Origin of the sequence: Acetobacter musti (assembly GCF_011516835.1) — a bacterium.
GTDB classification, from domain to species: domain Bacteria; phylum Pseudomonadota; class Alphaproteobacteria; order Acetobacterales; family Acetobacteraceae; genus Acetobacter; species Acetobacter musti.
In genome coordinates, this window is record NZ_WOTB01000009.1 from 1 (window position 1) to 19,207 (window position 19,207).

Genomic DNA, 19,207 nt, shown 5'->3' on the forward strand with positions numbered 1-19,207 from the left:
GGCTTCTGAAAGGCCACATCAACAGGCCTTACAGAAGACCGCACACGATCACACGTCAATATGGGTCAGAAAACTCTTGCATAACGGACGGCAACCACAGAAGAAATCCGCTGTTTATCGCGTTGCGGCGAAAAATCTGTTTGTCGAGTATCTGGCCCAGAACGCCTTCCGCCGCTGCCTGGAACTGCGGAATGGTGAAGCGATCGGGCATCAGTTCCACGGGCAGGGCCAGAGACCGCAAGGGCCGCCGGAGATGGCCCATGGCGCTTGCGAGCCAGCGGCAGCACTCGGGTTTCAGTGTTCCGGCGCCGGGGGTGTCGTTTCGGGACATGCTGTGTGGGGCCGGATCGTTCATGGTGAGGGCTTTTCTGGCGGGATCGTCTGCCGGCGGGTCGTTTCGGCCTGAGTCATTTCCGGTGGTGGCATTTCCGGCGATGTCATTCGCTTCAGCGGTATTTCCGGTGCGGTCATTTCCGGCACGATCAGTTTTGAGCGGGGCGTTTCCGGCGGGGTCGTTCCGGTCAGGATTGTTTCCGAACGGATCATCTCCGTCTGTGTCATTCCATTCAGGGTTGTTTCCGAGCGGGTCGTTTTCTTCAGTATTTTGCTGGCCAGAGTCGTTTCTGATCGTACCGTTTCCGGCAGCGTCGTTCCGGCCGGGATCGTTCACGGTGGGGGCGTTTCTGGCAGGGTTATTTCTGGCGGGGTCGACCGGCATCGGGGTGTTTACCGGCGGGTCGTCCTGCCCGGTCCGGGTGCTTCCGGGGGTCAGCAGTCCGGCTTCCTCGAGCGCGAGGTATCGTTCCAGGATGAGTTCGGGCCGCCATGTCCGGTGTTCGGGGGCGAAGAGGACGTTGAGGCGGCGACGCTGCAGGAGCTGTTCCGGTGTGAGGCCGGGCGCGGTTTCGGAGGGGAAACATTTTTCGAGCAGGCGTTTCGCGAGGCTGGCGGCGCGTTCCGCGTCGGTTTCCGATCTGTGGTCTTCCCAGGGCATGATGTCGTAGCACGGGACCCAGCCGGGCTCGTCGGAACTCATGCGTGTTGTGACCAGGTAAGGGATTTCGATCAGGCGGGCGCCGTTTTCCATCTGTGTGACGCGGACCGGGAGCTGTTCGGCGCTGGCTGCGGGAAACCGGCGCTTTCGCACGAGAAGCGCTTCCAGCGTGGCCTGAATCTGCCTGTCGGTGGGGTGGCCGCCGATGGGGCCGCCCGCCCGACTGCCCGTGCGACTGCCCGCATGGCTGCCCATGTGACCGCTGGTGTAGCTGTCCGTGTGGCTGCCGGTGTGACTGTCCCTGGGGCGGCTGCTGTGGTCGCCGAGGTGATCATGAGTATAGCCGTCGGGCTGCGTCCGGGCAGGCCCGTCCGTTTTTCCGTCCGTCTGTCCGGTGGCGGGGTCGCCTTCCAGGGCTTCCAGTGCCGCGCTGGGCAGGCCGCCGCATGTATCTGTCATGACATGGGGTTCGCCCGCTCTGAGAGCAATCGGGACGGCAATGATGATGATCCGGTCTCCCTCCCGCATTATGGACGGATCATCTCAACTGCGCCTTCGGACCACCTTATCTTGAGGCAACACTGCCTTGCGGGCGCGGCGCCTGATGCCTGACGCCTTCGCTTGTCTCCCCTGTTCCGCCGGGGTGGCGACATTGTTTCATCCGGTACCCGACGGACCACGGTGCATCACCATCCGGGGTTCGCATGCACACGGGAAAACATTGCGGCATAAGTGTGGCAGGACAAGCAGAACTGTCACCGGGACGCAATGGTCCGTAAGTCGGGGATGTCCCCGGATTTCGCCTCCGTGACAATTTCTGTCTTCACGAAACCTCCGGTAATAACAGGCTTTCTGGTTCCCGCGACACCATGTTAGTGGATGATGTGTCGCGTGCAGTCCTTACCGGAGAAACAGGATGGCGAATAAAAACGCTAAAGACAGTCTGATTGCCCTGCTGCGCGGCGTTGAGTATTTCAACACGCATGTATTTCCTGAGAAACAGGCTCTGTTCGAAGGGCTGGCTGAGAGCCAGGCGCCTGGCACCCTGTTCATCGCCTGCGCGGACAGCCGTGTCAGTCCGGGTCTGATCACGCAGACCGATCCGGGCAATCTGTTCATCCTGCGGAACATCGGCAATATCGTGCCGGCCTATGGCGAGATGCTGGGTGGTGTGTCTTCGGCGATCGAGTATGCGGTTCTCGCGCTCAAGGTCTCGAATATCATTGTCTGCGGCCATTCGAACTGCGGTGCGATGACGGCGCTGCTCGATCCGGACCCGACGAAGCTGGCGAAGATGCCGACGGTTCAGTCCTGGCTGCGCAATGCCGAAGCCGCGAAGGCCGTGATCGGCGCGCTGGCGAGCGAGGATGCCGGGCCGGCGTCGGTCAGGAGTCTGGCGGAGCAGAATGTTCTGCTGCAGATCTCCCATCTGCGGACGCATCCTTCGGTGGCGGCGGCGCTTGCACGCCGGGAACTGATCCTGCAAGGCTGGTTTTATGATATCGGCACGGGTGAGGTTCTGGTTCTCGACGAGGAGAGCCGCAGGACGATCTCCATTGAGGACGCGATCACGCAGCTGGAGAAACAGCCGGCTCCGGTCGCCTGAAGCGACCGGCGGCGCGCCGGGGCGGGAAGGTCCGGTCCCGGTTTTTAATGCTCTGGTTTTTATGACCCCGGTTTTCGGGTGTCAGATTTTCCTGGCGCTGTTTTTCGTCGTCCTGTTTTTCAGGGGGCGGGTTTTCGGGGCTGTGTCTTTCCGGGCTTTGTCTTGCCGGCTTTTATTTTTTCCGGGCCGGGCTTTCTCAGGTCGTGTTTTCCGGGGCTGTGTTTCCGGAGCTCATGGTTTCGGAAGGGGCGTTTGCGGAGGCCGGGCGGTTCTGGTGGCTGTGCTGCTGTCCGTTCCGGCCGGCGTTGTTTTTCCCGCGGGGGCTTCGGGGAGTGCGGTCGGGGCGCCTCTGAAGCTTGCGACGTGGAATATGGGCTGGCTGACGTCGCGACCAGCCGGAGATCCGGGGCTTCCGGACGGGATTTACCGGCGGAATGACGCCGATATCGAGCGGCTGGCGGCTTATGCCGATCGTCTCGATGCCGACATTATCGGATTTCAGGAGGTTGACGGTGCCGCGATTGCCGCGCGTGTTTTCCGGGCGCCGCGCTACCGGATCATCATGTCAGGCGATCATGTGACGCAGCAGACCGGTGTGGCCATCCGCGGGTCTCTGAGTGTCACCGTTCATCCGCCTGTGACGGCGCTGAACGTCTATCCGCCTTCGGCGCCGCATCCGCTTCGCAGCGGGCTCGACATCACGGTGAGTGACGGGACGGCGTCCCTGCGGTTGCTGGTGATCCATCTGAAAACGGGCTGTTACGACAATCCGTGGACGGAGCGGCAGCATGCCTGTCCGACGCTGAAAAGTCAGTTCGCGGTTCTTGACGACTGGGCGCTGGAACGGAGCGATTCAGGGGAGGCTTTTGCGATCCTGGGGGATTTCAATCGCCGGATGACGCCGGGAGATCCGTTCTTTCTGTCTCTGACGCGGGATACGCCTCTTCTCCTGACGACGTCCGGGCGGGCCAGTCCGTGCTGGGGCGGTGAGTATTTCATCGACCATATTCTGCTGGGTGGTCCGGCGCGGGACTGGCTTACGGCGGGCAGTCTGCGTGTGATGACCTATCATGATCCGGGGATTACGCCGGCGCAGCTTTCGGATCACTGCCCGGTGTCGGTTCGTCTCGCCCTCCCCTGACTTTCTCCTCAGCGGATGGATTTCGCGTTTATGCATTCCGGAGCCGGAAGGGGTCGGGACCCCTCACCCGTTTATGGCTTAACAAACCGGGATCAAAGGGACCGCGTCCCTTTGCGGGGTTCGGGGCAGAGCCCCGAAAACCCACCCAATCCGCAATCCGCAATCCGCAATCCGCAAAACAAATAAACGCTTCGTTACGTTATGATATCCGGTTCCGGACAGGGCGGGACGGCTCCGAGGGCCTGCAGCGCCGGGTCGCGGTCCCATTCATCGGCGGGAACGAGGTCGACTCCGACGCGGAGCGTATCGCCGCCGCCGCCGAGGATCAGGCCGCGGACCGGGCTGATATCCGCGTAATCGCGGCCCCAGCCCAGCACGACGTGTTCGTCGCGGACCACAATACCGTTGGTGGGGTCGAGGCCGATCCAGCCATATTCCGGGCCGAGCCAGGCGCCGACCCAGGCGTGGGACACGTCGGCGCCGAGGCGTCTTTTCTGGCCGGGTGGCGGCCGGGTCCGGATATAACCGGAGGTGTAGCGGGCCGGGAGGCCGAGCCAGCGCAGGCCGCTGAGCATCAGATGGGTGAAATCCTGGCAGACACCTTCTTTCCGCGCGAGGGTGTCGGCGACTGTCGTGCGCAGGGAGCTGACGCCGGAGCGGAAGCGGAATTCGCTGAACACCCGGCGGTTGAGGTCGAGCAGTCCTTCGAGCACGGTCCGGCCGGGCGGGAAGGACTGCGCCGCATAGGCGCCGACGGCGGGCGATGTGGCGCACATCACGCCGTCAAACAGGTATTGCGAGGCGTCGGGGTCCTGCGCGGCCAGGATGGCGGTGTCTTCCCAGGACGGGGTTGCTTCCGGCGGGGGCAGCGGATCGAACAGGACCTCCACCTCTGACGTGGAGACGATATCGAACCTGTCGTGGGGGGCCTCATGAAACAGCCAGAAAATCCGGTTTCCGAAATGATCGGTGCCCTCGCGGCGGCGCACGGGCAGCGGGTCGCAGTCGAGGCGGGTCCAGAGCACACGCTGGCCGGGAAAGTCGCGGGGCGTTACGTGCAGGACATGCGAGGCCAGTTCGACGGGACGGCCATAGGTGTACGATGTCGCGTGACGGACGCGGTAGATCATGTTGCGGCCTCGTCCAGCGTTCCGTCTTCACCGATGCCGACGAGGCGTGGCGAGTTCAGCACCGAGAAGTAGCAGCGTCCGATTGCGCCGGAGAGCTGCATGACGGAGGCCTGAGCCTGACGCAGCGCCTCGGGGAGCACGGCGGCGGCGCGGTCCTGGTCGGGCTCTTTCATGACCGACGCGACGAGGCAGGACAGCATGTCCAGCACGTCGCCGGCGGAGGCGGCCAGTTCGGCGGAGGCGGCGCGCTGCGCGGCGGGGGCGGTGCTTTCGTCCTCGGAGGCGAGTTCCAGGAGGGAATCGCGCAGGGTGGCGAGCTGGAAGCCGGCGCCGCGGGGGTTGTCGTCATCAAGCAGGAGCAGATCGAGCACGGGTGCGGGCTGGACGACGCTGAAATAGCGGGAGCGATAGGTGATCACGCTGTCGCAGAGTTCGAGCATGAGGCGGAGCGCGGCTTCCATCCGGCCGCGCTGGTGCATGTCGGGCTGCTCCAGGATGCCGGCGCAGCTCAGCAGGACCGTCGATGACCGTTCGATGCGGCGTCCGATGTCCATGAACTGCCGGCCGCCCGAGCGGACCATGTTTTCCGAGGCCAGTCCGGACAGGGTGGCGCCGTAGGAGAGCAGGCGGCGGGTCATGCCGGTCAGGAAATCGCGTATCCGGGCGGGGTCGCCGCGCGTGGAGCGGGATTCCATTTCACGCAGGATGGCGTGGGCCTGATGGGTGATGAAATCGCGCATTTCGCGGGTCAGGCGGTCGGTGAGTTCGGGCACGAGCCGCATGATCTTGCGCAGGAGGCGGGCGAACAGGCCGTCGGTGCTGGCGACGGAGGCCAGTTCACGGATCATGCCGGACACGGTGTAGCCGGAGAAGGCCGCCTCGCTGGTGACGCCGGCGACGCGCATCTGGCGCATCAGGACATCGAGATCGGCGCGCTCGCGCGGCGACGGATCGGGGCCTGAGAGGTGGGCGAGGACGACGTGCAGCAGTCTGGCGGCGCCTTCGAGCTGTTCGAGATACCGTCCAAGCCAGAAGAAATCGTCCGCGGCGCGGCTTGGCAGGTCGCCCTGAGCCCGGCGAATCGGCAGCGGAGGGGCGTGCATGACGGGATGCTCACGTGGCGCGAAACGCTCGTCGGCGGTGACCCAGACGTCTTTTGTCACCTGGAGGCCCGCGATCGGTTCGATGGTGACGGCTTCACCTTCCGCAAGGACGCGGGCCATTCCGCCGGGAAGCACGGCCCAGTCCGTGCCGTCGAAAGCCGCGAAGAGGCGCAGCACGACCGGCCTGGGGACGATCCCTTTTTCACCGACGGTGGGGGCGACGGAGCTGTTCGGTTCGCGGCAGGCAACGAAGCGCCAGGGGGCGGCGCGGACCGTCGCTTCGAGCGCCCGGCGTGCGGCGGCGTCCAGGGTCGCCAGCCGGTGCACGGGTTTGCCCAGACCGAGCGCCGGGGCGATCACCCAGCCGGAGCCGGGCGGGACGGGCGCCGGGTCTGTTTCTGTTCCGGCTGCCTCCTGCCGGGGCTGTTCCGGTTGTGGTTGTTCCGGTTGCGGGCATTCTGTCTGTGGTGGTTCCGGCTCTGGCGGGAAGAGGGTTTCGTCGAGGAACCGGCTTCCGAATTCGTCACCGAGCCAGATCGTCCCGACATTGCCGAGCAGCGGCTCTTCTCCGAGCAGGTGACGGGAGAGCGGTTCCAGAAACGGCGTGAGTCCGGGGGCTTCGACGAAGCCGACTCTGGGGTCGTTCATCAGCCGGACCGCGCCGCCGCGCGCCGCGTCCAGCAGGCCGGCGATACCGGCGGTGCCCTGCCCTTCGAGTTCCAGCGGATCGACGGTATCGGCGTTCTGCCGGATCAGGAGGACGCCGACGCGACGCAGGCCGCGCACGGTCTTGAGCCAGAGCGCCCCTTCCCTGACGGTGAGGTCCCCGGCTTCGGCGAGGGCGCAGCCGAGTTCGCGGGCGAGGATGACGTGCTCGCCCCAGTGCGGGCCAGTCGGGCCAGGTGTGAGCAGGGCCTGACCGGGGCTGGAGGTTCCGGTCAGACCGTCGTCCTGGAGCGATTCCTGCCACAGATCGAGGAAGGGCGTCAGGCGGCGCAGGTCCTGGCCGGCGAAAAATTCCGGCAGGATGCGCGTCATCTGGCGGCGGTTTTCGAGCGCGAGGCCGGCGCCGTTGGCGCGGGCGGCCCGGTCGGCCAGCACCTGCCACTGTCCGTCCGCACCTCTGACGAGATCGACCGCGTAGAAAGAGAAAAACCGGTCGGGCAGCGGGGAGTCGCCGTCGGGGGTGCCGCCGCGGAGAAAGCCGTGATTGGCCCAGACGAGAGCGGGGGGCAGCAGGCATTCGGTCAGGACGGTGCGGTCGCCGTAGACGTCCTGGAGCAGGGCTTCGAGGAGGCGGACGCGCTGGATCACGCCGGCTTCGAGGGCGGCGAATTCGCTGGCGGGGAGAATCAGCGGGATGGGGTCGCAGAGGACGCCGTGTGTTTCGCCGGCGTCGGGCGACGGGGCGGCGGATGGAGAGGTGGCGGAAGAAGTGACAGGGGGACGACCGGGTTCCGCCGGCACGGGCATTCCGGTCTGATCCGACAGAGCGAGGGCGATATGCTGGCCGCGGGCGACCAGTTCCCGGTGGCCGATATCCGAGATGACGCCGAGCAGCCGCCGCCAGTGGGGGCGCACGCCTCCGTGGCCATCGACCATTTCATCAATCGGTATCGTGCCTGTCATGCCTGCCGTTCTAGGGGGTTGCCGCTGGCGAGCGCAATCCTGACTTAGCGCTCAGCTTTCCGAAACTGTCCGGGAAACAGGAGTTTATCTGTCTCCCGGATGGTTTGCAGCTCCGGACGGCCTGCGCCGGGATGGCTGGTCCTCTGGATGACGGGCTGTGGGATGACGGCCCGTTCTGGCGGCGGGTCGCCGGGATGGCGGGAGCCTGCGCCGGCCGGGTTATGACAGCGGCAGGTGATGGACCAGTCTGTGAATGAAATGCAGCTTGTTCGCGATCGCCGGTGTGATGATGAAGGGGTAGAGATCGGGCTGGCCCATCGAGCGGTTGAGGGAATTGACGGCGAGGGTCAGGGGCAGCCAGGCCTGGATGATCTGGTCGAAGGAGCCGGCTTCGTAAGGGTCGAATTCGAAATGCAGCGTGAGGCTGTCATCGCGGACGACTGAGGGGTCCACGGCGATGCCGTAGGAGACGGCGGTTTCCAGCGTATCGACGATGTGGAGGTAATGCGCCCAGGTTTCGGCGAAGTCTTCCCAGGCGTGGGTGGTGGCGTAGGCGCTGACGTAGCTGTCCTGCCAGCCGGCGGGCGGGCCGTTCTCGTAATGGGTCTGAAGGGCGGCGCCGTAATCCTGAGTGTCGTCGCCGAAGACGGCGCGGCAGGCCTCCGCGTTTCCGGCGTCCCGGACCAGGACGTTCCAGTAATAATGGCCGACCTCGTGCCGGAAGTGGCCGAGCAGGGTGCGGTAATGCTCGCCCATTTCGACGCGCATTTTTTCGCGCTCGACGTCATCGGCTTCGCGCAGGGCGATGGTGATGACGCCTTCGTCGTGGCCGGTCATGACTTTCTGCGAAGGATCGCCGTCGGGCGGGTCGTCGGGGAAATTGAAGACGAGGCCGCCCTGCGGATCTTCGGCGCGGGTTTTCAGGGGGAGTTTCAGGCGGAGCAGGCTGTAGAACAGGCGGTGCTTGGCCTGTTCTAGCTTTGCCCAGCGTTCCTGATTGCCCTCTTTCGCGAGGTCCGGGATGACGTGGTTGTGGCGGCAGGCGATGCAGAACGTGCCTGTGGAGCTGTTCTCCGGGGAACTGTTGTCCGGGGAGCCGGTCCCGGAGGAGCCTTCCGGCAGGAGCCAGTTGCAGACGTTGTGGCCGGCATTGGCGCAGAAGAATCGCGGCGGGCCGCCTTCCCTGCCGGCCACGGGGAGCCAGTCTCCGGCGGCGGGGCCGCTGGCGGGGGCGGCCGGGTCGTCGCCTCCGGGATCGAGGGCCAGCATATTGACGCTCTCGCTGCAGAAACCAAGACGTCTGGAGCATTGCCCGCAAAACGTATTCTCGAAGAAGACGATCTGTCTGCATTCCTGACAGACGAAGAGTTTCATATTCGGTCGGCTCCGGCGGTTTTTATTACAGTCATTCCGGCTAACGCATAAAAACGGTCTTCGTTTCTTTGTTTCCTGACGACCTGAGTTCCGGTGGTCCGTGTTCTTTTATTCTGGTGTTTTTACAGTGCGGCACGGTTGCGGAGTGGTTTTTCCGGGCTTTCCTTCCGAACCCCGCAAACGGACGCTCCCCGCTGATCCTGGTCTGTTCAGAGGCCGGGGTGCGGGGAAGCGGCGTCCTGCGCCCGGGTCTGCGCTGGGTCTGTGCCGGGTCAGAACCGGCGCAGATCGAGCGTGCGGGGCTGTTCGAGGGAGCGTTCGAGACGCGGGATCTGCATGGCGCCCGGCGTGTGGCCGATGGGGAAGAAGCGGATGCGGCGGCGGGCTTCAGCTTCATTGGCGTTGACCGGGCGGGTTTCATAGCTGCGGCCGCCGGGGTGGACGACATGGTAGGTCAGGCCGCCGATGCTGCGTCCGGTCCAGGTGTCATAGATGTCGAAGATCAGCGGGGATTCGACGCCGATGGTCGGGTGCAGGGCGCTGGGTGGATTCCACGCCTTGAAGCGGACGCCGCCGACATACTCTCCCTGACGCTCGGTGGCGGTGAGCGGGACGCCGACGCCGTTGCAGGAGAGGATGTAGCGCTCGTCCACCCAGCCGGAGACGCGGGCCTGGACGCGTTCGACGGAGCTGTCGACGTAGCGGGCGGTGCCGCCGGCGGCGGGCTCCTCGGCGAGAGTGTTCCAGGGCTCGAGGGCGGTGCGGAGTTCGAGCGTCATGCCGAGTTCGGAGACGGAGCCGATTTCGGGGAAGCGGAATTCGAAATGCGGCAGGAACCAGTCGGCGTCGAGCGGCGCGCCGAGCTGGTGCAGTTCGGCGATGGCGTCCCGGAAATCCTGCTCGACGTAATGCGGGAGCATGAAGTCGTCATGCAGACGGGTGCCCCAGCGGACGAGGCGGCGCTCATAGGGTGTCTTCCAGAAGGCGGCGATGCAGGCGCGCATGAGCAGGGCCTGAGCGGCGGCCATCCGGTGGTGCGGCGGCATTTCGAAGGCGCGGTATTCGACGAGGCCGAGACGGCCGGAGGCGCTTTCCGGGGCGTAGAGCTTGTCGATGCAGAATTCTGTGCGGTGGGTGTTGCCGGTGATGTCCGCGAACAGGTTGCGGAACAGGCGGTCCGTCAGCCAGGGCGGCGTGAAGCGCTGGCGGCTGACCTGGCGGAAGGCGATTTCCAGCTCGTAGAGGGAGTCCTGGCGGGCTTCGTCGATGCGGGGATGCTGGGAACTGGGGCCGATGAACAGGCCGCTGAACAGGTAGGACAGCGAGGGGTGGTTATGCCAGAAGCTGGCCAGCGAGCGCAGGAGATCGGGACGGCGGAGGAACGGGCTGTCTTCCGCCCTCGCCGCTCCCATAACGACGTGGTTGCCGCCGCCGGTGCCGACATGGCGGCCGTCGAGCATGAATTTCTCGGCGATGAGGCCGACGGAGCGGGCTTCCTCGTAGAGCTGGCGGCTGCGGGTTTCGTGTTCGTCCCAGCTTGAGGCGGGGTGGACGTTGACCTCGATGACGCCGGGATCGGGGGTGATGGAGAAGGACAGGAGGCGCGGGTCGCGCGGGGGCGCGTAGCCTTCCAGCACGACCTTGCGGCCGGTTTCCTTCGCGGTTGCTTCCACGGCGGCGCAGAGATCCAGCCAGTCCTCGATGGCGTAGAGCGGCGGGAAGAAGACATGGAGGATGCCGTTGCGGGATTCGACGGTCAGGGCGGTGCGGACTTCGTCCGGTTCCTCGCGGTCGATGGCGAGGAGGTTCTCGTCGAAGGCCTGGGCGGTGCTGAGGCGCCAGGGCTTGCGGACCGGATAGGGCGGCAGCGCCGGGAGGTCGGAAAGCTGTGGCTCGGGGGCGTTGGGCGGGTAGCCTGAGCGGCTGATGAGGTCGGGGACGGAGGCGCCGTATGTCGTGCCGGTGCGGCGCACGAAGGACGGATGCGGCGGCAGCGGGGTTTTCGGCGCGAAGGGGTCGGGCTCGAACTGCTGGTCGATATGGTCGGCGTCGGCCCAGGGGAGGCTTTGCAGCGGCAGGCGGAAGCCTATGGAGGAATCGCCAGGGACGAGGAAGATGGTGTCGCCGCGCAGGAACCAGCGGCCGGACTGCCAGCGGCGCACGCCGTCCTGGAGGACGACACGGAGCGGCAGGACGGAGCCGGATTCGCGGGACAGGCCGCGTTCGAAGACGCGGGCGAGGCGGTCGCGTTCGAGCGGGTCATTGAGTTTGGAGTCTTCGGCCAGCACGTTGGCCGGGAGGCGGTGTTCGCGCCAGAGGTAATAATGGACGTCCTCGTAGGCCGGGGTGACCAGTTCGGAATCGACCTGGAGTTTTTCGGCCAGCAGGCGGGCGAAGCGGCGGGCGTCGTGCTCGGTGGCGTTGTCGGTGTCGTCGTCCGAGGCGAGCAGCGTGCGGTCGAGCCAGACGGGTTCGCCGTCGGTGCGCCAGTAGCAGGTGAGCGCCCAGCGGGGGAGCTGCTCGCCGGGGTAATGTTTGCCGAAGAGGGTCATGTAAGCCGAGCCGGGAGCCCACATCGGCATCAGGCGGCGCAGGAGGCGGCCGGCATAGGCGCGTTTGGTCGGGCCGAGGGCCTCGATGTTCCACTCGGGGGCGTCCATGTCGGCGGCGGCGATGAAGGTGGGTTCGCCGCCCATGGTGAGGCGGACGTCGCCTTCGTTCAGCTGTTCGTCGACCTGATCGCCGGCGGCGAGAATGGCGCGCCAGGTGTTCTCTTCATAGGGTTTTGTGGTGCGCGGGGTTTCGGCGATGCGGCGCACCTGCATGTCGAAGCCGAATGTCGTTTCGCATTTCTCGACGCCGCCGGAGATGGGGGCGGCGGAGCCGGGTTCCGGGGTGGCCGCGAGGGGGATATGGCCTTCGCCGGTGAGCATGCCGGAGGTGGCGTCCAGGCCGATCCAGCCGGCGCCGGGGAGGTAGACTTCGGCCCAGGCGTGCAGGTCGGTGAAGTCGGCTTCCGGTCCGGCGGGGCCTTCGACGGGTTTTTCGTCGGCGACGAGCTGGATGAGGTAGCCGGAGACGAAGCGTGCGGCGAAACCGAGATGGCGGAGGAGCTGGACGAGCAGCCAGGCGCTGTCGCGGCAGGAGCCTTTGCCTTCGGCGAGGGTCTGTTCGGGTGTCCAGACGCCGGGCTCCATGCGGACGATGTAGCTGATGCGTTTCTGGATGGTCTGGTTGAGGCTGACGAGCAGATCGACGGTGCGCTGTTCGGTGCGCGGGACTTCGGTCAGCAGCGCGGAAAGGAGCGGACCGGCCTCGTCGAGGCGGCGGTAGGGGGCGAGTTCCTGGTCGAGGACGTGGTCGTAGGTGAAGGGCCAGGTTTCGGCCTGCGGTTCCAGGAAGAAGTCGAACGGATTGATGGTCGCCATGTCGGCGACGAGATCGACGGTGACGTGGAAGTGGTCGATTCGCTCGGGGAAGACGACGCGGGCCTGCCAGTTTCCGGACGGGTCCTGCATCCAGTTGATGAAATGCGGTTCGGGTTCGATTTTCAGGGCGTAGGAGAGGATATTCGTCCGGGCGTGCGCGGCGGGGCGCAGCCGGATCACCTGAGGCCCGAGTGTGACCGGGCGGTCGTAATCGTAGGTGGTCTTGTGAGTCAGAGCGACATTAAGTGTCATCTGTCATCTTTCCAGCGCGAAACTCACGGAAGTTAACCCCAGCATGCGCGCGGCTGACAGACCTTTTCATTGCGATCTCAAAAAAAAGTTCGTCACTATGATGATATCGCACCGGAAAAGAAGGAGGCGCGGCGTGGGGGAAACAGGACGGCGTGACGGCGCGGACGGGACTGCGGAGCGTCGTTCCGGGGAGTGGTCGTGCCTGCCGCTTTCGCCCGGTCTCACGGTCGTTGCCACGGCTGAGGCGCCGTGTCTGCCGGAGGATGTCGAGGCGCGGGTGGAGGCGATCTGGACGGAAGCGCGGTCGGTGCGGCCCGGGCTTTTCAATGGCCGGATTTTCTGTGCTGACCGGCTGACGCCGGACCGGATCGAGGGGCACTGGGACGAATACCGGCGGGCGCTCGCGCAGATCCGGGAGCCGGGTCTTTTCGGGGACCGGCCTTTGCGGCAGCTCGCGGTGTGCGGGGCCCTGCTCTGTCCGGAGGGTGTCGTCATCGCGCGGCGGGCGCCTTCCGCGCTTTATTTCGGTGGTTTCTGGCAGTCGCCGCCCGCGGGCACGGTGGAATCACGTGGCGGATGTGACGATCTGTGTGACGATCTGTGTCTGGCCGATCAGATTGCGGCGGAAGCGGAGGAGGAACTGGGTCTGACGCGGGACATGCTTGAGATCGGGCCGCCTCTTCTTGCCGTGGTGCATGCGGGATCGGAGGTTGTCGATATCGGCATCAGGCTGGAAACCGGTCTTTCCTGCGAGGAGATCCGGCGGCGATGGGAGGGGTGCGGGAACCGGGAATATGACCGGATTTCGGTCCTGTCGCCGGGGGAGCGGTCCTGCTGGCGCGACCGGGGGGATGTTCTGCCGACCACGCGACGGCTGCTTGAGATGATCCCCGAATGATCCGCAAATGATGCGGGCGGGCCGATTTATGTCTTTATAATGAAGCCATGTGAAACTTTCATGTCCGGCATACGATTTAATTTTACCTCAACAGAATCTGCTGATACTCTTTCAGACAGAACCCCGGTTAGGAATTTTCGTCATGGTTACCCGGATCGCGCGCATTTTCTCCAGCAGCCTCGTCGCCGTTCTCGTAGCTGCTCACGATCATTCAAAGAATGTTGCCGCTGCGGATCATCAGGGCAAGTAATCAGGCTGAAGCGGCCGGATCGGGTCGCGCCTGATGCGTCTGCTTTACTGGTGACGGGTTCCGCCGGGCTTTTTCCGGCGGGTCTCTTTTGAGACGGCGGTGTTTTTCAGAGACCTTGTTTATAAGACAGGGTGTTTTTCAGATTCCGATCCAGATCGCGCCGAGTATCAGAACGGTGCCGACGAAGACCAGCACGAGAATACCTGCTGCGTTTCCCGGCATGACGTCGGGCATTTCCATGGCGAAGCGGAGAGCGAGCACCAGAAACACCAGGCCGATCCCGACTGCGATGATCCTGACGATGGCTGTCGAGTTGAGCGGCGATCTGGTACGCCTGAACTGAGCCATGAGCGGAACTCCGGAATGAGCTGTGGGGCTGACTGTCTCCCTATAGCAGGGCGGGCTGCGGAGCCATACCGTCAATAAGCGTCCTGTAAACGAGTGTCCGGCGATGAGCAGCGGCCGTGCTGGTGGCGGGCACGCTGACGGGATGCGTATGGGCGATGAGCCAGTATGGTGTGGCCTGGTTTCCGGGAAATTGGTGGCCGGGCGTGGGCTGCTGAGCGGGCGTTGTTATTATTTGTCCGGCTGAAACACGCGGTCTTTCACTTACAGTCTTTCCGGGACCGTCATGGCGTCTCTATAAGCGCTCATGCTCAGGGGATTCCTTACAGTCGGCGGCTGGACCATGCTCAGCCGGATTCTCGGTCTGGTCCGCGATCAGCTGCTTGCCGCCTTTATGGGCGCGGGGCCGATGCAGGACGCTTATCTGGTGGCGTTCCGGCTTCCGAACATGTTTCGTCGCCTGTTTGGCGAGGGGGCGTTCAATGCGGCGTTCGTGCCGCTGTTTTCCGCGATCCTGACGGAGGAGGGCGAGAGCGAGGCCCGGATTCTGGCGAGGCAGGTTTTTGGTGTCCTGCTGACGTGGCTTGTGATTCTCTGTGTTCTTGGCGAGATCTTTATGCCCGCGGTGCTCAGGATCATTGCGCCTGGCTTTACCGCCAATGGCCCGCAATACGATCTTGGGGTGACGCTGAGCCGGATCACCTTCCCCTATCTCGTGCTGATCTGCGCGGCGGCGCTGGTGTCGGGCGTGCTGAACGGTCTGCACCGGTTCAGCATGGCGGCGGCGGCTTATCTGGCGTTCAATGTCATCGGCATTGCGTCTGTTCTGTTTGCCACGCCGTTCTTTCCCACGGTGGCGCATGCGGCGGCGTGGGGTGTCACCGTTTCCGGCGTGGTGCAGCTCGGGCTGCTGATGATCGCGGCGCGGCGTGCGGGGTTTGACCTCACTCCCCTGCCCCCGCGTCTGACGCCGCGCGTGCGGCTGCTTGGGCGGAGGATGCTGCCGGGGCTGATCGGCAGCGGTGTCACGCAGATCAATCTGACGATCGACACGATCATCGCGACGCTGCTGCCGGCGGGCAGTATTTCGCTGATGTATTTCGCCGATCGCCTCAACCAGCTGCCGCTCGGGGTGCTTGGCGCGGCGGCCGGCACGACGCTGCTGCCGGTGCTGACGCGTCATCTTGCCGCCGGCGAGCATGACGAGGCGCATGCGGCGCAGGGCCGGGCGCTCGACTATGTGCTGATGCTGACTCTGCCGGCGATGGCCGGGCTGATCGCGCTTGGCACGCCGATCATGCAGGTGCTGTTCGCGCATGGGTCTTTCACTCTGCTGGACGGGGCGCTGTCGGCGCAGTCGCTGCGGGCCTATGCGCTCGGGCTGCCGGCCTTCGTGCTGACCAAGGTTCTGTCTCCGGCGTTTTTCGCGCGGGGTGACACGGCGACGCCGGTGAAGGTCGGGCTGTTCACGCTGGTGCTGAATCTGATTCTGAATCTTCTGCTGATGCGTCCCCTCGCCCATATCGGGCCGCCGCTTGCGAGCAGTCTGGCCGCCATTGTGAATGTTGCCGTGCTGTCGATGATGCTGGTGCGTCGCGATGCGCTGCGGATCGATGGCGACGCGCGGGGCCGGATCGTGCTGATGGCGGTTGCGTCCTGCGCGATGGCGCTGGTGCTGGTGCTGATCAATGCCGTGCTGCGGATGCCGTCCACGCATGTCACGTTCTGGCTCGGGCTGCGTCTCGCGGTGGAGATTCCGCTGGCCGGGGTGATGTATCTGCTTCTGCTGCACATGCTGGGCGTGCTCGATCTTGCCTCGGCTCTGGACGGGATGCGGCGGCGGTTTCGCCGGCGACGGCCGGTGCGCCAGTGAGGGGTATGCCAGTGAGAGGTATGCCAGTGAGGGGGCTCCGGTGGCTGATGCTTCTGTAACCTATATCTCTGCGACCGATGCTCCGGTGAGCGGGAGCAATGTGGCGCCGGCGAGCGCGGGGGCCACGGCGGGGATTGCGGCGGTGACGCTGCTTGGCATGAGCGCCATGGGGATTTCGCTGCCGATCCTGCCGCAGCGACTCAATGGCGATCTTGGCTACAGTCTGACCGTGGTGGGCTGGATCATCGGGCTGGAATCGGTCGCCACGCTGGTGACGCGGCCCTGGACCGGGCGTCTGACGGACCGGCATGGCGGTCAGTTCGCGGCGATTATCGGGCTGGTCGCCATGGTTTTCTGCGGCGCGGCGTATACGGCGTCCGATTTCCTGATGGACAGGGGGGCCGCGGGGCACCAGGTCGCGGCCGGGCTGATCGTGCTCGGGCGCATTCTCATGGGGATCGGCGAGGGGCTGGTGATTTCCGGAACCGGGCTCTGGGCTGTTGACCGGGCGGGACCGAAGCGGGTCGGGCGGGCGGTTTCATGGGTCGGGCTGGGGCTGTTCGCCGGGCTGTCGGTCGGGTCGACGATCGGGGCGTGGCTCGATCGCGGGCAGCCGGGGGGATTTTTTCTTGCCTGCGTTGTTTCCACGATCGTTCCGCTGCTGAGCATCGGCGGGGCTCTGCTGATCCGGCCGGGGGCTGTGGTGCATCGTCACGACGATGCGCCTGTCGGGCCGCTGCTGTCGCTGATTCTGCTGCCAGGCATTGGTCTGTTCACCAATGCCTGCGGGTTTGCGGCGATTACGTCCTTTCTGGCGCTGGATTATCAGGCGCATGGCTGGACGGGGCTGCCGCTGGGAAGTCCTGGAACGGGCATCGCGGGGTTTGGCGCGGGCCATGTCGTGGCGCGTATCCTGTTCTCTGAGCTGAGCGATCATGCCCGCTCGCGCTGGCCGGCGGTGAGCTGTCTGCTGGTGGAGGCGCTGGGTCTCGGCGTGATCTGGCTCGCGCCCACGCCGCTGATCAGTCTGGGTGGCGCGGTGATTACCGGGTTTGGTTTTTCGATGGGTTATCCGCTGCTGAGTCTGCCGGTTCTGTCAGCCGTGCCGCCGGACCGGCGCGGCATGGCGCTGGGGCTTTTCGATGCGTTTTTCGACACCGGCGCCGGGATTGCGGCGCTGTGTTCGGGGACGGTGGCGCATTATCTTTCGCTGCCGCGTGTGTTTCTGATCGCGGCGCTGGCGTCGCTGGCCGGCATTATCCCGCTGCTGGTGATTCCTGCCGCCCGCTGGCGGCGCGAGGCATCGGAGGACTGAGATGGATATCCGGCCGGTTCGTGCGGAGGATCATGATGCGCTGTGGGCGATGATCGGGCCGGTGATCCGCGCCGGGGACACCTATGCGCTGGACCGGGACATGAGCCGGGACGATGCGCTGGCGTACTGGACGGGGCCGGAGAAGCGGACGTTCATTGCGTGTGATGAGGACGGGCCGGTCGGGACGTTTTATCTCCGGGCCAATCAGGCGGGTGGCGGCCGGGGCGTGTGCAACTGCGGCTATGTGACGGCGGCCGGGGCGACGGGGCGCGGGGTTGCGCGGGCGATGTGCCGGTATTCGCTGGATCTGGCGCGGGAGGCCGGGTTTCGGGCGATGCAGTTCAATTTCGTGATTTCAACGAATGTGCGGGCTGTGCGGCTCTGGACAGGAATGGGTTTTGAGACGGTGGGACGGCTGCCGGGGGCGTTCGATCATCCGGCGCTGGGGCCGGTTGATGCGCTGGTGATGTATCGGGTTCTTTTCTGATTTTTTTCTATTGTTCAGGGCCTTTTCCGCATTCTTCCGGTATCCGGTGTGGTGTTCATGGCATGACGCGGATGAGCGATTTGTCCAGTATTTGGAGATTTGTCCAGTATTTGGAACAGGAAATTCGTAGTCCCTGCCGGTAACTTTTCATCCGGTTCTGTCTGTTTTTCGGGAGTTCCGGTGAAAGCCCTGTTTCGGAAAGATGAGGGATGAACTCAGGCGGAGCTGGCGGAGGGCTTTCGTACCGGGCTCATGCCGCTCCTGTGTGCTTTATCCTGTGCTTTAAAATAAAATACGATCAGCAGGGCGTTATACTTGCTATGTTCCGGATACGTTTCGTATCCGGTTCGGATGATCTTTTTGTCCGGTCAGAAATCCGGTCCTTCCGGCGATGTGTCGCGCTGACATTCGCTTTCCGGAATCATGTGAGTTTTTATGACATTATCTGAAGTGGCCGGACGCATTCCGGTCGTTATCGACTGTGATCCTGGTGTGGATGACGCGCTGGCCATTCTGCTGGCCGCGTCGCGCCGGGACGTTCTGGAGTTGCTGGCTGTCACGACGGTGGCGGGCAATGCGGGAATTGACGAGACCACGCGCAATGCGGGTGCGGTGCTGTCCCTGACCGGATGCGACGATATTCCGCTTTATCGCGGGGCGCATCGTCCTCTCATGCGTGCGGTCGGGCGGCGGGCGCCGGTTCATGGCGCCGATGGTCTGGGCGGTGAGACGAAGGATCTGCGTGCGAGGCCGGCCGATCCGGAGAAGCCGGCATGGGTGGCGCTCTGCGACATCGTCCGGTCCCGTCCCGGCGCTGTGACGCTGTGTGTTCTGGGGCCGATGACCAATGTGGCGCTGGCCATTCTTACAGATCCCGGATTTGCGGCGCGGGTGCATGAGATTGTTTTTATGGGGGGCGCTGCGTTTACCGACGGGAATGTGACGGCTTCCGCGGAGTTCAATATTTTTGTCGATCCTCATGCCGCGCAGATCGTCATGGAAAGCGGTATTCCGCTGACGATGGCGGGTCTCGATGTGACACGGGATGTTATCGTTTCCCGGAGCCATATTGAGGAAACATGGGCGCGTTATTCGGACCGGGCGGCGGTGTTTTCGCGCATGGTGAGCCGTTACGCGGATGGTGATCCGGCGCTGCACGATCCGTGTGTCATCGCGTGGCTTCTCGATCCGTCGGCGTTTACGACCGTTCGCGGGCGCATCTGCGTTGATTGCCGGGAAGGGCCGGATTTCGGCCGGACCGTCGTGGCCCGGCGCGAGAAACATATGGGGCCGGAGGGTCCTAACGCGACCATTCTCATGCGTGGCGATGTGGCGCGGATTACGGGAATGATCGGGCGCGCGCTTGAGGAACTCTGATGCGG

The 19,207-nt window shown here is 64.7% G+C and carries 13 protein-coding genes; 7 read left to right on the forward strand and 6 right to left on the reverse strand.

Annotated features, from left to right (window positions below; translation table 11 throughout):
* Nucleotides 1-55: 55 nt before the first annotated feature.
* On the reverse strand, nt 56-1,522 hold the full coding sequence (locus tag GOB93_RS08280) for an NrtR DNA-binding winged helix domain-containing protein (protein WP_173583041.1): 1,467 nt from the start codon (nt 1,520-1,522) through the stop codon (nt 56-58).
* Nucleotides 1,523-1,910: 388 nt separating this feature from the next.
* Here GOB93_RS08280 and GOB93_RS08285 point away from each other — a divergent pair, with 388 nt between their 5' ends.
* Nucleotides 1,911-2,600: a carbonic anhydrase gene (locus GOB93_RS08285; RefSeq protein WP_173583043.1), complete on the forward strand. Its 690-nt coding sequence runs from the start codon at nt 1,911-1,913 to the stop codon at nt 2,598-2,600.
* A gap of 271 nt (nt 2,601-2,871) precedes the next feature.
* On the forward strand, nt 2,872-3,741 hold the full coding sequence (locus GOB93_RS08290; RefSeq protein WP_242010649.1) for an endonuclease/exonuclease/phosphatase family protein: 870 nt from the start codon (nt 2,872-2,874) through the stop codon (nt 3,739-3,741).
* A 194-nt stretch (nt 3,742-3,935) separates the two neighbouring features.
* Here the strand turns inward: GOB93_RS08290 and GOB93_RS08295 are convergent, their stop codons facing one another.
* From GOB93_RS08295 to GOB93_RS08310, 4 genes are all read right to left on the reverse strand, one after another.
* Complete coding sequence (locus tag GOB93_RS08295; protein ID WP_173583045.1) at nt 3,936-4,871, reverse strand: transglutaminase family protein; 936 nt, start codon at nt 4,869-4,871, stop codon at nt 3,936-3,938.
* Nucleotides 4,868-7,603, reverse strand: a complete 2,736-nt coding sequence (locus GOB93_RS08300; RefSeq protein ID WP_173583046.1) for a circularly permuted type 2 ATP-grasp protein — start codon at nt 7,601-7,603, stop codon at nt 4,868-4,870. The genes GOB93_RS08295 and GOB93_RS08300 overlap by 4 nt, the downstream gene beginning before the upstream one ends.
* A gap of 219 nt (nt 7,604-7,822) precedes the next feature.
* A complete protein-coding gene (locus GOB93_RS08305) occupies nt 7,823-8,977 on the reverse strand; it encodes a zinc-binding metallopeptidase family protein (protein ID WP_173583047.1) in 1,155 nt (384 codons plus the stop codon).
* A 272-nt stretch (nt 8,978-9,249) separates the two neighbouring features.
* A complete protein-coding gene (locus GOB93_RS08310) occupies nt 9,250-12,657 on the reverse strand; it encodes a transglutaminase family protein (protein ID WP_173583048.1) in 3,408 nt (1,135 codons plus the stop codon).
* Nucleotides 12,658-12,790: 133 nt separating this feature from the next.
* On the opposite strand from GOB93_RS08310, the gene GOB93_RS08315 reads away from it, so the two are divergent.
* Entirely contained in the window at nt 12,791-13,555 is a 765-nt protein-coding gene (locus GOB93_RS08315) for a phosphohydrolase (RefSeq protein ID WP_173583049.1), read from the forward strand.
* 388 nt (nt 13,556-13,943) lie between these two features.
* Here the strand turns inward: GOB93_RS08315 and GOB93_RS08320 are convergent, their stop codons facing one another.
* Nucleotides 13,944-14,153 carry a hypothetical protein gene (locus GOB93_RS08320; RefSeq protein ID WP_173583050.1) on the reverse strand — a complete coding sequence of 70 codons (210 nt, stop codon included), beginning with the start codon at nt 14,151-14,153 and terminating at the stop codon, nt 13,944-13,946.
* 304 nt (nt 14,154-14,457) lie between these two features.
* On the opposite strand from GOB93_RS08320, the gene murJ reads away from it, so the two are divergent.
* The 4 genes from murJ to GOB93_RS08340 all read left to right on the forward strand — a co-directional run bounded on the left by murJ (nt 14,458) and on the right by GOB93_RS08340 (nt 19,202).
* Nucleotides 14,458-16,023, forward strand: a complete 1,566-nt coding sequence (gene murJ, locus GOB93_RS08325; protein ID WP_173583051.1) for a murein biosynthesis integral membrane protein MurJ — start codon at nt 14,458-14,460, stop codon at nt 16,021-16,023.
* 40 nt (nt 16,024-16,063) lie between these two features.
* Entirely contained in the window at nt 16,064-17,338 is a 1,275-nt protein-coding gene (locus GOB93_RS08330; protein WP_173583052.1) for an MFS transporter, read from the forward strand.
* A gap of 1 nt (nt 17,339) precedes the next feature.
* Nucleotides 17,340-17,825: a GNAT family N-acetyltransferase gene (locus GOB93_RS08335; RefSeq protein ID WP_173583053.1), complete on the forward strand. Its 486-nt coding sequence runs from the start codon at nt 17,340-17,342 to the stop codon at nt 17,823-17,825.
* A 435-nt stretch (nt 17,826-18,260) separates the two neighbouring features.
* Nucleotides 18,261-19,202 carry a nucleoside hydrolase gene (locus GOB93_RS08340; protein ID WP_173583054.1) on the forward strand — a complete coding sequence of 314 codons (942 nt, stop codon included), beginning with the start codon at nt 18,261-18,263 and terminating at the stop codon, nt 19,200-19,202.
* Nucleotides 19,203-19,207 lie beyond the last annotated feature (5 nt).

Coding starts and splice junctions, on each gene's coding strand:
- GOB93_RS08335 (WP_173583053.1), top strand. CDS start 17,340: ATGGATATCCGGCCGGTTCGTGCGGAGGATCATGATGCGCTGTGGGCG.
- GOB93_RS08285 (WP_173583043.1), top strand. CDS start 1,911: ATGGCGAATAAAAACGCTAAAGACAGTCTGATTGCCCTGCTGCGCGGC.
- murJ (WP_173583051.1), top strand. CDS start 14,458: ATGCTCAGGGGATTCCTTACAGTCGGCGGCTGGACCATGCTCAGCCGG.
- GOB93_RS08310 (WP_173583048.1), bottom strand. CDS start 12,657: ATGACACTTAATGTCGCTCTGACTCACAAGACCACCTACGATTACGAC.
- GOB93_RS08280 (WP_173583041.1), bottom strand. CDS start 1,522: ATGCGGGAGGGAGACCGGATCATCATCATTGCCGTCCCGATTGCTCTC.
- GOB93_RS08320 (WP_173583050.1), bottom strand. CDS start 14,153: ATGGCTCAGTTCAGGCGTACCAGATCGCCGCTCAACTCGACAGCCATC.
- GOB93_RS08295 (WP_173583045.1), bottom strand. CDS start 4,871: ATGATCTACCGCGTCCGTCACGCGACATCGTACACCTATGGCCGTCCC.
- GOB93_RS08305 (WP_173583047.1), bottom strand. CDS start 8,977: ATGAAACTCTTCGTCTGTCAGGAATGCAGACAGATCGTCTTCTTCGAG.
- GOB93_RS08300 (WP_173583046.1), bottom strand. CDS start 7,603: ATGACAGGCACGATACCGATTGATGAAATGGTCGATGGCCACGGAGGC.
- GOB93_RS08340 (WP_173583054.1), top strand. CDS start 18,261: ATGACATTATCTGAAGTGGCCGGACGCATTCCGGTCGTTATCGACTGT.